We start from the raw sequence: 14,280 nt of genomic DNA, 5'->3' as shown, positions 1-14,280 counted from the left end.
AGCAATCTACCAAATCAGTCAGTAACTGAACCCTGGTGGAATGTACGAGAAATAACGTCGAGCTGCTGCTCCTTAGTGAGCTTTACAAAGTTCACTGCGTAGCCGGAAACTCGAACCGTCAAATGCGGATACTTTTCTGGGTGCTCAACAGCGTCCTCAAGCTGTTCCTTACGCAACACGTTGATGTTTGCGTGGTACAAGCCGTGACCGTTGCCAGCGTCCAAAATGCCAACCAAGTTGCTGATGCGCTCGTCTTCGTCACGACCCAAACCGTCAGGAGTAATAGTGTTCGTAAGCGAAATGCCGTCGAGAGCATCGTCGTAATCAATCTTTCCAACGGAGAACATCGAAGGAAGCATGCCGTGCGAATCCATGCCGTTTTCTGGGTTTGCGCCTGGAGCGTACGGAGTACCCTTCTTGTGACCGGATGGGAAGGAACCAGTGTTCTTGCCATACTCAACGTTAGAAGTAATAGTCAAGATGGACTGAGTTGGAACAGCGTTACGGTACACAGGCAAACGCTTTACCTGACCCATAACAGTGCTTACAACCCACTTAGCTAAATCGTCTGCACGATCGTCGTCGTTACCGTAAACTGGGAATTCGCCAACAGTCTTGTAGCCAACGATTAAGTCGTCGTCGCCGCCCTCGATGTACTCGTACTCGTGACCTTCAGTGGTCTTAGCATCCTTGTTGTAGATTGGGTAAACCTTTGCATACTTCAAAGCAGCCAAGGAATCTGCAGCAATAGACAAGCCGGACATGCCGCAACCAAGCGTACGGTAGACTTCCCTATCATGCAAAGCCATTTCAATGGACTCGTAAGCGTACTTATCGTGCATGTAGTGGATGATATTCAAAGCCTCAATATAAGTCTCGGAAAGCCATTCCAAAGCCTTCTCGTAGTTAGCCTTAACCTTCTCGTAGTCGAGAGTGCCGTCAGCTTCTGGCTTGATTGGGTCAATAACACCCTTATCGATAACCTGCATGCCGGTCATCTCGTCGCGACCGCCGTTAATAGCGTAAAGCAAAGCCTTTGCAGAGTTCACGCGAGCAGCAAAGAACTGCATTTGCTTACCGACGCGCATTGGAGAAACGCAGCAAGCAATGGCAGCATCGTCACCCCAGTGCTCACGAATGTCTTTATCGGACTCGTACTGGATTGCAGAAGTGTCGATAGAAATTCGTGCGCAGAAACGCTTATAAGCTTCTGGAAGCTTTGGATCCCAGAAAATAGTGATGTTTGGCTCAGGACCAGGTCCCAAATGCTCAAGAGTTAAAGTGTTGAGCAAACGGAACGAAGTCTTGGTTACGAAAGTGCGGCCATCCTCGCTGAAGCCTGCATCGGACCAAGTTGCCCAGTAAGGATCACCAGAGAAGATTGCGTCGTAATCCTTAGTACGCAAGAAGCGCACAATACGAAGCTTCATAACAAGAGCGTCAATAATTTCCTGAGCGTCGGTTTCGTTAATTAAACCGGCCTTCAAATCGCGCTCAAAGTAGCAATCGAAGAATGCGGAAACGCGACCGAAGCTCATTGCAGCGCCATCCTGGCTCTTAACAGAAGCAAGATAGCCCATGTAAGTCCACTGAACAGCTTCCTTAGCGGTCTTAGCTGGACGAGTCAAATCCAAACCGTACTCGTTACCCAAGTTAATAAGCTGCTTCAAAGCCTTAATCTGCTCGTCATGCTCTTCGCGGAAGCGAATCCAATGCTCAATTTCGGTCTCGGTAAAATCGTTACGGTATGGAATCGAATCCTTATCGCGCTTCTTGAACTCAATAAGCATGTTCACGCCGTAAAGAGCCACACGACGATAATCGCCAATAATACGACCGCGACCGTAAGCATCTGGCAAACCGGTCAAAATCTTGTTGTGGCGAGCAATCTTAATATTCTTGGTGTAAACGCCAAACACGCCATCGTTATGAGTCTTGCGGTAAACGGTGAAGATCTTCTTGATTTGAGGATCTACTTCCTTGCCAGCTTCTTTAATAGCTTGCTCAACCATGCGCCAACCGCCATTTGGCATCATAGCGCGCTTGCAAGGCTCATCAGTTTGCAAACCGACGATTACGTTATCTACTTCTGGGCTTTCAATGTAGCCTGCTGGCATTGCGTCGATGCCTGCTGGGATATGAGTTTCAACATCATAAACACGACGTTCACGTTCAACAGCCAAGTAGTTGTCGTCGAGATACTTCCACATGTGCTTCGTTTTTTCAGTGGCATTTGCCAAGAAGCTTTCGTCACCTTCATATGGCGTATAGTTCTTTATTATAAAGTCGCGTACGTCAATGTCTTTCTTCCAATTGCCGTCAGTAAAACCATTCCACGCTTCGGTACGAAGATCCTCTTCACTGAGAACTGGCGCATCAACTGATGTCATGTTTAGACTCCTTTTGTACCCGCAACGCATCTTCACGCTGCCTTAATATCAATGTTAAAGCATAGGTAAACGCATACACGAGCAGTTTTGCAAAAAATCTAGTGAAATATATCACATTTATTCACGAAAAGCTGTGGTAACAGGCATTCTGCGATCCCTGCCAAAAGCAATAGCGCTTACTTTTGGACCAAGCGGATACTGCCTGCGCTTCCATTCTGCGCGATCAACTAAACGCATAACCGTGTCAACAGTATGCTCGTCAAAACCATCTTTAAGCAAATCCGCTCTACCATGAGCAAGCTCAATATGAGCCTCTAAAACGCGATCAAGCAAATCGTACTCAGGCAAAGAATCAGAATCCTTTTGCCCTGGACGCAACTCTGCACTCGGAGGCTTAATAATAGAATTAACAGGAATAAGCACACCATCTTGCGGAGCTTTAGCTTTCGTAGCTTCTGTTTGCTCAGAATCTTCATATCCAACAATTGACAGCATACCAATGCCTACTCCAGCATTTGCAGCGCGATTCCTCCAACGAGAAAGTGCCCAAACGCGCGTCTTAAACAAATCCTTAATAGGAGCATACCCTCCTACCGCATCGCCATAGATAGTAGAATATCCGCAAGCAAGCTCCGATTTATTACCAGTTGCGAGCGCCAAAACACCGCGCGAATTCGAGTAAGCCATTACGATTACGCCACGAACGCGAGCTTGCAAGTTTTCTGCAGCAACACCTTCTAATGAAAGTTGCGATTGGAAAGCTTTAAAAAGCGGTTCAATTGGTTGCACATCATAATGAGCACCAATTCGCTCTGCTAAATCGCGCGCATCGTCTTTAGAACCGTCCGAAGAGTACATGCTTGGCATAGAAATGCCATACACATTTTCTCCACCGCAAGCATCGGCAGCCATAGTAGCTACTAAAGCAGAATCAATTCCTCCCGAAAGTCCTAAGCACACACCCTTAAAACCATTCTTACGCATGTAATCTCTAAGACCTACAACACACGCACAATACACTTCTTCGTCTGCGTCAAGTTTTGGAGCAATGCTTGAAACTTTCTGTTTTTTAAGCGAGTTATCAAAATCAACAAACGACAAATCTTCGTCAAACATTGCCGAGCGTTCAAGCAAAGTTCCGTCAGAATCAACAACAAAACTTCCACCGTCAAAAACCAAATCATCTTGACCGCCAACCTGGTTCACATATACGACTGGCGCATTTACTTCAACAGCGCGCTTTTGAGCCAAACTCAAGCGCACATGAGTTTTACCTTCCTCATATGGAGAACCATTCATAGTTATTAGCGCATCGATACCAAGTTTTGCCAAACGCGCAACAGGACCGCCGTCTTGCCAAATATCTTCGCAAATAGCAAAACCTAGACGCATCCCATCTACTTCCAGCAGCTCACACTTATTGCCAGAAGAGAAAATACGAAACTCGTCAAAAACACCATAGTTTGGCAAGAAATGCTTGTCGTATTGCAACACAGATTTACCTTCATGCAAAACGAGAAGTCTGTTTCGAGGCTTTCCAGCAGATTCATCAAAGCCAACAGTTCCAACTACTACGTAAAGCTCCCCTAAGCCTTCTTCCGCAAGTTTTGATGCAAGCAAGTCTGCAGCTTTTTGTGCAGCTGTGCGGAAAGTTGCACGCAAGGCGAGGTCTTCAATAGGATACCCAGTCAAAGTCATCTCAGGAAATACAACCATGCGAGCACCCGACTGCTTTGCGCGCGCAGCATACTTCAAAACTTTTTCAACGTTGCTATCAATATTTCCAACGCAGGTATCTATCTGCGCTAACGCCAATCGCAAAAAACTCATACATTACAGTCTAGTAGATAGCTTCATTGCAAGTAAGCGACGTGTTGAAAAACTTATTTTTTCTCTTCTCACACTGCAAGTATGCGAATTATTAACACGTCATAAATAATACTAATAAGCAAAGTGTAGAATTATTGATTTTTCTCGCCTATATTGATAATTCGTTACTCGCGAAGGGGATTTAACTTTAAACGAATTTCACCGAACAAGGAGCAGGAAATATGCGAAAAATTAAAGTTATTGCATCAATTACAGCACTGGCAGCATTAGCGACTTTCACTTTAAGTGGCTGCGGTAGCTCAAAAGCAGGCGCAAAGGATGACAAGACCATTACTGTTGCTGCTTCGCCTACTCCGCATTCTGAAATCTTAAATAAAGTTGTAAAGCCAATCTTGCAAAAAGAAGGCTACAAGCTAGTAGTAAAGGAATTTACTGACTACGTGCAGCCAAATACAGCTACTGAAGAAGGCGAAGTTGACGCAAACTACTATCAGCATTTGCCTTATCTTGACAACTTTAATAAGGAAAAGGGAACTCACCTTGTTTCAGTAGGTGGAATTCATTTTGAACCATTTGGATTGTATCCAGGAAAAACCAAGACGATTAAAGCATTAGCAGATGGAGCAACTGTTGCAGTTCCAAATGATCCTACTAATGAAGCTCGCGCATTGCTTCTTTTGCAAGATGCCGGATTGATTAAGTTGAAGAATCCAAAAGATATTAACGCTACCATAAAAGATATTACTGAGAATCCTAAGAATTTGAAGTTTAAAGAGCTTGAAGCAGCAACAGTTCCTACTGCTATTAAGGATGTGGATCTTGCTGCCATGAACGGCAATTACGCTATTCAAGCTGGTTTTAACCCAACTAAAGACCCACTTACTTCAGAAAAAGTTGGAGGAATTGCGGCTAAAACTTATGAAAATATTATTGTAGTAAAGAAAGGCTCTGAAAAGTTTGCAAAAATCAAAGCCTTACTCAAAGCTTTGAAAACAAGCGAAGTGCGCGACTATATTACCAAAACTTACAAAGGCGCTGTGCTTCCTGTTTTCTAAATAATACTCACAATGTAGCCACCTAATGCCGCATGTGTATGCTTCGTGTATGCTTTGCGGCATTATTTTATAAGCGTGTAATATACGTAATGTGCGTGCTAGTTAATAATCTAGTTAATGACGCTAGTTAGTAACTCTAGTTAGTAACTCTAGTTAGTAACGAAGTATATTTCACACAGAAAGCAATAATCTGTTAAGGAAAAGCATGATTCAGATCGAACATCTTCACAAAAGCTACGGCAAAGGTAGCAAAGCGAATGAAGCATTACACGACATTAATCTGACTATTGAATCGGGAGAAGTATTCGGAATCCTTGGTTCTTCTGGTGCAGGAAAGTCTTCGCTAGTTCGTTGCATGAATCTGCTTGAGCGACCAACTTCTGGCAAAATTATTATTGACGGAAATGATATTAGCGAAGTAAAAGATAAAGAACTTGCAAAAGTACGCACTAATATTGGCATGATTTTCCAGAATTTTAGCCTTTTCCAGCAGCGTACAGTATTGCGAAACGTCACTTTCCCATTAGAGTTAAATCACACTGCAAAAAAGGAACGAGAAGAACGCGCAAACTACTTGCTTGACTTAGTTGGTTTAAAAGATTTTGCAAACCGCTACCCTAGCCAGCTTTCAGGCGGACAACAGCAGCGCGTAGCAATTGCGCGCGCATTGGCGAATAATCCGTCGATTATGCTTTGCGACGAAGCAACAAGCGCACTTGACTCCACAACTACTGCGCAAATCCTTGATTTATTGAGCCGAATTAACCGCGAACTCAACGTAACGCTTGTTATTATTACGCATTCGCTGGCTGTAGCACGAAATATTTGCGACCGAGTTGCAATGATCGATAGCGGACGCATTGTGGAATTAGGTGACACGGATACGCTTTTTGCAAATCCACAAAGCGATATTTTGCGAACACTTATTGCAGATGAAAAACAAGAAAATCATCGCGCTAAAATTACAAGCACGATTGCAAACGAAGCAACAAACGCGCTTACCAATGAGGTGAAATAACAATGTTAGAAGCTGCTACACAATTTTTTAACGACTACGGCGACTTACTTATTGAAGGCGTGCAAGACACACTCGTTATGACGTCAGTTGCAACACTTTTTGCATACCTTATTGGACTTCCAGTTGGCGTACTTCTCATTACATCAAACAAAAAAGGCATTTGCCCTAACGCGCCAATTAACGCAGTTCTAGGATGGATTGTTAACATCGTGCGTTCTGTGCCGTTTATTATTTTATTAGTTGCAATAATTCCTTTTACTCGTCTCATAGTTGGCACTTCTTTGGGAGTTCCTGGAGCTATTGTGCCTCTAGTAATTACGGCTGCACCATTCGTTGCTAGAGTAGTTGAACAATCTTTAGCCGAAGTTGACGGAAGCTTAATCGAAGCAGCACAAAGCTTTGGAGCAAGCAAATTGCAAATTGTTTGCAAAGTATTGCTGTGGGAAGCTTTACCTTCACTAATTCGCGGAGCTGCACTTACGTTTATTACGCTTTTTGGATTCTCAGCAATGGCTGGAACAGTTGGCGCAGGCGGACTCGGAGATATTGCAATACGATACGGATACCAGCGTTATCAATACGATGTGATGACAGTGGCTGTTATTCTTTGCATTATCCTCGTACAGATTGTGCAAAGCTTGGGAGATTTTATTTCACGCGCAATCAATCATCACGAACGCTAAAGAAATTCGCAACATACCCACCACCAATTAAATGCACATAATCGTGTAAACTTGCTGGTAATTCGACATTTTGCAGGGGTGCTTTCGAAAGAAGGCTGAGATGGTATTAATTTATCTAACCCTTCGAACCTGTTAGTTAATACAACGTAGGGAGCAACGATTTTAGTATGACATCGAATTATCCGTACGCATCAATGCGTAATCAATTTAATCTAAGCGCCTGCTTTATTGCAGACCCACAAGCTTGTAATAATCGTCCACTTACAGATATTGTCGATGATGCTTTGCGCGCTGGAGCGACTTTTATTCGTCTTCATTGCAACAATGAAAACGCTAAAGAAATCACCACTATTGCACGCGATATTGCACAAATCATCGAAGACAATAACAAATGCGATTCTGTAACTTTTGTTATCGACGAGCGCGTTGATGTCGTTTGGCAAGCTCGCAATCAAAGCATCAAAGTTGACGGAGTGCACTTAGCACAAAGTGACATGGAGCCTAGAGAGGCTCGCGCACTTCTTGGCGAAGATGCTGTAATCGGCTTATCTGTTGAAACCGAGAGCTTAGTTAAAGTAATAAACGAACTTCCAGATGGATGCATCGATTACATTTGCGTAACAGCAATGCACAATCCTGAAGAAGGATGCGAAAGCACTACTGCCGCTTACGAATTGGAAGCAAACCACACAACGCTGGACGAAGCGAAAATTAATACGATTTGTTCCGCAAGTGATTTCCCAGTTCTAGTTGGCGGAAGAACTGCTCTCGACGATATCGATACAATCGCTCACACTAAGGCTGCAGGATGGTTCGTTTCTGAAGCACTGTATTCTTCAGAAACACCAGAATCAACTATGCATGAGTTTGTTGAACATTGGAAAGCTGTGCGAGGCGAAGAAAAGCACGGCTACGCTAAGCGAGTAATAGTTGCAGAAAATTCTGAATCAAAATCTTCAGAAACTCAAGAAAAGAAACCAACTTTTATTAACGCTAAAGAAGCAAAGGATGCTGCAAAATTAGCTAAGCAACAGCGCGTTGACATTGCAGCTCGCGGTTGCACTCAGCGCGATAAAGCTCATATTCGCAAAACAACTCCAGTTCATTTTGAGTATGAATATGGTTCTTACGATTTGGAAGTTCCTTATACGGAAATTAAGCTTTCGGATACTCCTGGCGTAGGCCCTAACCCGCCTTTTAAGGATTACAATACGGAAGGCCCAAAGTGCGACCCGAAGGAAGGCTTGGCTCCGCTTCGCCTTGACTGGATTCGTGACCGCGGTGACGTTGTGGAATATGAGGGTCGCAGGCGCAATCTTCAAGATGACGGCAAGCGCGCAATTAAGCGAGGCAAAGCTTCTAAAGAATGGCGTGGTCGCACGCATAAGCCAATGAAGGGCGCGGACCATCCGATTACGCAAATGTGGTACGCTCGCCACGGAATCACTACTCCGGAAATGCAATATGTTGCAACGCGCGAAAATTGCGATGTGGAGCTGGTTCGCGAAGAAGTTGCAGCCGGACGTGCTGTAATTCCTTGCAATATTAACCATCCTGAAGCTGAACCTATGATTATTGGTTCGCGCTTCTTGACTAAGCTCAACGCAAACATGGGTAATTCTGCTGTTACGTCGTCTATCGACGAAGAAGTAGAAAAACTTACGTGGGCCACGAAGTGGGGTGCGGATACCGTTATGGATCTTTCCACCGGTAACGATATTCACACGACGCGCGAATGGATTTTGCGCAACTCCCCTGTGCCAATTGGAACAGTGCCAATGTATCAGGCTTTGGAAAAAGTTGAGGATGATGCTTCTAAGCTCAGCTGGGAGCTTTTCCGCGACACTGTTATTGAGCAGTGCGAGCAGGGCGTTGACTACATGACTATTCACGCTGGCGTGCTTCTTCGCTACGTGCCGCTTACTGCAAACCGCGTAACCGGTATTGTTTCTCGTGGTGGCTCAATTATGGCTGAATGGTGCTTGCAGCATCATCAAGAGAGCTTCTTGTACACGCACTTTGAAGAATTGTGCGAGATTTTCGCAAAGTACGATGTTGCATTCTCTTTGGGCGATGGTTTGCGTCCAGGTAGCTTGGCTGATGCTAACGATGCGGCTCAGCTTTCCGAGCTTATGACGCTTGGCGAGCTTACGAAGATCGCTTGGAAGCATGACGTGCAAGTGATGATTGAAGGTCCTGGTCACGTGCCATTCGACACTGTGCGTATGAATATTGAGATGGAGAAGGCAATTTGCCAGAATGCTCCATTCTATACGCTTGGTCCTTTGACTACGGATACCGCACCTGGCTACGACCACATTACTTCCGCAATTGGTGGCGTAGAGATTGCGCGATACGGCACTGCAATGCTTTGCTATGTGACTCCTAAGGAACATTTGGGATTGCCTAACAAGGACGACGTTAAGCAAGGCGTGATTGCGTATAAGATCGCTTGCCACGCAGCTGATCTTGCTAAGCACCATCCACATGCTATGGATCGCGACAACGCAATCAGTAAGGCTCGCTTTGAGTTCCGCTGGTTGGATCAGTTCAACTTAAGCTACGATCCGGATACCGCAATCGCCTTCCACGACGAAACGCTTCCTGCAGAACCGGCAAAAATGGCGCACTTCTGCTCGATGTGCGGACCAAAGTTCTGCTCGATGGCTATTTCGCAAAATATTCGTAAGCGTTTTGGCGGAGCAGCTCAGCAGGAGCAGCTCGTTGAAGAAGCACGCAGTCAGGCAATTGCCGACGGTATGAAAGAGATGAGCAAAAAGTTCCAAGAATCCGGCTCATCGCTGTATCAAAGCGTGAAAGCATAAAGTGCGGAAGTACTGAGGTACGGAGGTGCGGAAGTACTGAGGTACGAAGGTACTGAAGTACGAAGTGCGGAAGCAAAAACTGAATTGCAAGTGCTTCAATAGCAATACTTACAACGGATAATAATAGAAGAAGGTTGATATAAACCAAAGCGAGTTTTATAGTGAGCAATTGCGCTTGCTATAAGACTCGCTTTCTTTATATTCGAATTTAAATTCTCTATTAATCCGACCTTTTCGTTGCGTGCTTGTAAAGTTTCTGCCGCATTTTCGCACGTAACCGACTTTTTCTTTACAGCGTTGTAAAGTTTCTGCCTCTTTTTGGTACGTAGGCGGCATAAACTGCGCACGCCTGTAAAGTTTCTGCCGCTTTACAGCAAAAATCCGACCTTTTCTGTACATAAGCGTATAGAAAATGTCGGATTAGTAATTAAGAACTGTAGTATTAAAGAATATTAAAGAGTATTAAATCAAATAACGTTTAATCACAAAACTTCAATAGAAATAATACCTACAGGCTCAAGAGGAGCATCAGATCGATCCGTTGCGACAGCCTCGAGCTTATCGACAACAGCCTTCGATTCACCGTCAGCAACTTCGCCGAAAATTGTATGGTGACCGTCAAGCCATGGAGTTGGCACAGTTGTAATGAAGAACTGCGAACCGTTAGTGCCATGCAAACGACCGTCACGACCGCGACGCTTTCCAGCATTTGCCATAGCGAGCAAATAAGGCTTATCGAACTTCAAGGATGCGTCAATTTCATCGTCAAACTCGTATCCAGGACCGCCAGTTCCATTGCCGAGTGGGCAGCCACCCTGAATCATGAAGTCCTTAATAATGCGGTGGAAAGTTAAACCATCGTAGAATGGCTCATGCGAAGGTTTTCCACTGAATGGGTCAAGCCACTCGCGCTCACCGGTAGCTAAGCCAACGAAATTTTTGACGGTTTCAGGCGCTTTGCTATCAAACAAATTGATTTTTATATCGCCTTCAGAAGTATGCATAATAACTGTAGTCATATTTGTAATCTTTCCATATATTCGCGACTACTTTAAACGCTTGAGTCGAAACACTTGATTGGTTTTAGATATAAAATTCCCTCGCCTACTGTAGTGAATTAGAAGACGAGGGGATGGATTAAAGATTTAGTTACTTAAGATTTAGTTACTTAAGATACGGCTTTAACTCTTTAATAAGCAAGCCATTAGAGGCAACCACATCATTTTCCTTGCGCCAATGAATAGGACTTCCATCCCACTGGCACACCTGGCACTGTGCCTCTTCCACAACCGCGGCACCAGCAGAAACAGCTGGAATATCCCAATGATGCAAGTGAGGCTCGAAATAAGCGTCATAAGTGCCATCTGCCACCTTGCACAAGTCGAGCGACACAGGCCCAATACGCTTAATATCCGCAGGGCAACACTCTTCAACAGAAGCAACTACGTCAAGCGCACGCTTAGATTCACCAGGTATATAAGACATTCCATAGCAAACCACAGATCCTTGCAAAGTAGAAGTTGTGGAAGGCGTAATCTTCTCGCGCTTCTCTCCTTGCGGAGTCCTACGAATGCGAATAGCACCCTGACCCTTTGCAGCCAAATAAGTCAATCCCAACGCAGGAGCGTGCACAACGCCAAGAACCGGACGAGCGGAGCCTTCATCGTTAAACTCAAAAAGCGAAACCGTAAGAGTCCACTCAGCCATATCGCGATTAAAATTAATCGCACCGTCAACGTTTCCAACGCACCAAAAACGGTCTCCCGGATTGCACTGCTCCGGCCTAGTTTGCCAAAAACCTTGGAAAGGATTCACATAAGTCAAACGATTTTGAATAAAACGCACGAGCTTATCGCCAAAACCAGATTCAGATTTATTAGGATCGCCCAACGCAATCGACGTCATATCTTGCGGGCTTAATTGATCCTGATACGCATGTTTACCGACATCTTCCAAAATACGCGCAACTTCAAGCGCAACTTCTCGTAAATTCAACTTACACTCCCTACCCTAAATGCATAAATTCCCGTATTTATGCACACTTTCTCTCCTATAAATTAACTTTATTTTACTCAACAATAGAAAGATTCACCAACACATTTAAGCTCTGTGGTTAAAAGATACAGAACTTTCACAAAAAAAAATTTAATCATTAATCTTTAATCATCATTCGCAATTTTACATTGTCTACGTACATTACTCAACTTTTCGTTCTATAAATGCAAAATTTATTTTACATCTCAATATGTTTCGTAATTCATTCATAGGAATATTAGTGTGGTAGAGATTTGAGATTTTTCGCACTGATTTGATGCTTGCACGTTCATGAAGCTTTGCAGTTGTGCTTCTGCTAACAATGATTACTTATTGATTAGTGAACACTAGCATCCGTGCTACTGCACGCACCGCTCCAGGCACACAACCTACGCACCTGCCCGCAGCTTAATTGCGCGACTTTAGTGGCACTTGTAAACCACGCACTTTACGTAACTTTCTGCACGAGTCTATGAGTTTTGTGTTGAAGTTTAGTGTGTTGAGAGGCTGGAAAAATTGTGTTCAGTGCTAAAAGAGGACTGAGAAGCTACATTCTTTAAAGATAGGCGAACACACTAAACTCTTTTAGCAGCCAGAGCGCACGAAGGACGGGACGCACGCAAACACAAATTTTCCAGCCTCGTCAAAACCGAAAAACTAAATCAGTTACAAAACTCATAGACGATACTAAAGAATATCGAAAATAAAATTGCGAGGAGATAAATCCCCCAAAACTCGCGCCACAGCAAGCAACGTATTAATTCGCATTCAAAAACCGCAAGACAGCGCTTAAATCGCGAGTAAGAATGCTGTAAGGAGTAGCCGCTTGAACTGCTGGTTTTGCGCAAAAAGCTACGCCTAATCCAGCGAATTTAATCATTGAAATATCGTTCGCTCCATCCCCCACTGCAACAGTTTGTTCGCGATCAATTCCAAGATTAGTTGCCCAAATCCTAAGCGCTTCAACTTTTGCATTAGCGTTAACAATATTTCCAAGCACGTTGCCAGTAAGCTTGCCGTCAATAGACTCTAAATGGTGAGCCACACAAAAATCAATATTCAAACTCGGCAAAAATTCGTCCAAAATCTCGTGAAAACCGCCAGAAACTGCTCCAACTTTCCATCCGTGCGCGTGAAGCGCGTCAATTAAAACATTCGCGCCTTTAGTTACGTGAATTTTGGAAATAATACGCTTTTTGCACTCGTCAATATTCAAATCGCGAAGCATACTCACGCGCGAACGCAAGGAAGTATCGAAAGTAATTTCGCCACGCATTGCTCGCGCTGTAATCTTAGAAAGCTCATCGCCACATCCAGCTTCTGCACCGAGCAAATCGATAACTTCTTCCTCAATAAGCGTTGCATCAACATCCATAACCAAAAGCCCTGGTTTAGACAAAGTTGGCAACATCGAAGAAAAGTTCATACTCATAATTTTATGCGCAGTAAGCTGCTGCCGAAAGCCTGGCTCCGCGCGCCCAGTCTGCCGCCTTCATAGCTTTCTTACCTTGCGCTTTTACTTCCAAAAGCTCAAGTGCACCGCTTAAAGTACCGACCCAAACTTGCTTTTTGCCGGCGAGCAATTTTCCAGGATCAAGCTTCATCAATTCCTCACCATGCGGATCGTTAGTATCTGCCGGAACTGCGCGTAAAACATGCAAAGTAATCGGCTCTGCGTTATTCTCATCGTCCGCGTGAAGTTCGCACCACGCACCTGGATTTGGCGTACAAGCGCGAATTTGACGATCAACCGCAAAATCTGGCGCATGAAAATCAATGTGAGCATCTTCAACAGTGATTTTTTGCGCAACTTCTTGAGGAGTTTGATCTTGCTCAACCGGCACAATTTCACCAGTTTCCATGCCACGAAGAGATGCTGCAAGAAGCGGAGCGCCGTCGTTTGCAAGCCTAGCAAGAAGATCGCCAGAATTTTCATGAGGCTCAATTTTTGTAGTAAACTGCGCCAAAATAGGCCCGCAATCCATGCCGCGTGTAATGCGAAAAACAGTAGCACCTGTAATATCATCCCCAGCCCAAATGGCGCGCTGCACAGGAGCTGCACCTCGCCATTGCGGAAGAAGCGAAAAATGAAGATTATACCAGCCGAGCGGCAACGCGTCTAAAACATTCTGGCGCAAAATCTTTCCGTATGCCACAACTGCTGCAGCTTTTGCACCGGTTGCCGCAAGCTGTCCAAGAAACACATCTTCATCTTTAGGATCCGACTCAAGCACTGGCAAACCGAGCTCAAGCGCAGCTTGTTTCACAGGGCTTGGCACAAGCTTTCTACCGCGACCAGTCGGAGCGTCCGGCCGCGTAAGAACAGCGCGAACATCAAAATGCTCACTATCTTTAGCTAACTCGCGAAGAGATGGAACCGCAACTTCCGGAGTTCCAGCAAACAATATTGGTAATGCCATATTTCCCCACTATTTTAAATTAAAG

General features: G+C 44.5%; 10 protein-coding genes and 1 riboswitch. Of the genes, 4 read left to right on the top strand and 6 right to left on the bottom strand.

Annotated elements, in window-relative coordinates:
• Positions 1 to 14: 14 nt before the first annotated feature.
• The gene (pflB, locus tag HXT34_RS02140; protein WP_004108690.1) at positions 15 to 2,390 is read right to left on the bottom strand and encodes a formate C-acetyltransferase; all 2,376 of its coding nucleotides are present in this window, start codon (positions 2,388 to 2,390) and stop codon (positions 15 to 17) included.
• A 117-nt stretch (positions 2,391 to 2,507) separates the two neighbouring features.
• Complete coding sequence (locus HXT34_RS02135; protein WP_415689836.1) at positions 2,508 to 4,220, bottom strand: NAD+ synthase; 1,713 nt, start codon at positions 4,218 to 4,220, stop codon at positions 2,508 to 2,510.
• A gap of 221 nt (positions 4,221 to 4,441) precedes the next feature.
• Between HXT34_RS02135 and HXT34_RS02130 the strand changes: the two genes are divergently transcribed.
• The 4 genes from HXT34_RS02130 (at position 4,442) to thiC (ending at position 9,801) form a co-directional block, all read left to right on the top strand.
• Positions 4,442 to 5,275, top strand: coding sequence for a MetQ/NlpA family ABC transporter substrate-binding protein (locus HXT34_RS02130; RefSeq protein ID WP_421785277.1), 834 nt, complete (start codon positions 4,442 to 4,444; stop codon positions 5,273 to 5,275).
• Positions 5,276 to 5,480: 205 nt separating this feature from the next.
• On the top strand, positions 5,481 to 6,293 hold the full coding sequence (locus HXT34_RS02125; protein ID WP_421785275.1) for a methionine ABC transporter ATP-binding protein: 813 nt from the start codon (positions 5,481 to 5,483) through the stop codon (positions 6,291 to 6,293).
• Between the two features lie 2 nt (positions 6,294 to 6,295).
• On the top strand, positions 6,296 to 6,976 hold the full coding sequence (locus HXT34_RS02120; RefSeq protein ID WP_004106344.1) for a methionine ABC transporter permease: 681 nt from the start codon (positions 6,296 to 6,298) through the stop codon (positions 6,974 to 6,976).
• Between the two features lie 64 nt (positions 6,977 to 7,040).
• A riboswitch (TPP riboswitch) is annotated at positions 7,041 to 7,146 on the top strand.
• A complete protein-coding gene (gene thiC, locus HXT34_RS02115) occupies positions 7,144 to 9,801 on the top strand; it encodes a phosphomethylpyrimidine synthase ThiC (protein WP_415682908.1) in 2,658 nt (885 codons plus the stop codon). It overlaps the preceding riboswitch by 3 nt.
• Positions 9,802 to 10,283: 482 nt before the next feature.
• Here thiC and HXT34_RS02110 read toward each other — a convergent pair whose 3' ends face one another.
• From HXT34_RS02110 to fmt, 4 genes are all read right to left on the bottom strand, one after another.
• Entirely contained in the window at positions 10,284 to 10,820 is a 537-nt protein-coding gene (locus HXT34_RS02110) for a peptidylprolyl isomerase (protein ID WP_415689838.1), read from the bottom strand.
• Between the two features lie 145 nt (positions 10,821 to 10,965).
• Complete coding sequence (locus tag HXT34_RS02105) at positions 10,966 to 11,796, bottom strand: inositol monophosphatase family protein (protein ID WP_391495839.1); 831 nt, start codon at positions 11,794 to 11,796, stop codon at positions 10,966 to 10,968.
• Between the two features lie 796 nt (positions 11,797 to 12,592).
• Positions 12,593 to 13,246: a phosphoserine phosphatase SerB gene (serB, locus tag HXT34_RS02100; protein ID WP_421785422.1), complete on the bottom strand. Its 654-nt coding sequence runs from the start codon at positions 13,244 to 13,246 to the stop codon at positions 12,593 to 12,595.
• A 25-nt stretch (positions 13,247 to 13,271) separates the two neighbouring features.
• Positions 13,272 to 14,255: a methionyl-tRNA formyltransferase gene (gene fmt / locus HXT34_RS02095; protein WP_421785272.1), complete on the bottom strand. Its 984-nt coding sequence runs from the start codon at positions 14,253 to 14,255 to the stop codon at positions 13,272 to 13,274.
• Between the last annotated feature and the right edge of the window lie 25 nt (positions 14,256 to 14,280).

The sequence above is a fragment of the Gardnerella sp. DNF00983 genome, assembly GCF_049244265.1.
GTDB lineage: Bacteria > Actinomycetota > Actinomycetes > Actinomycetales > Bifidobacteriaceae > Bifidobacterium > Bifidobacterium vaginale_J.
The sequence above is the reverse complement of the archived record's forward strand: the minus strand, read 5'-3'. Positions and strand labels throughout refer to the sequence as shown.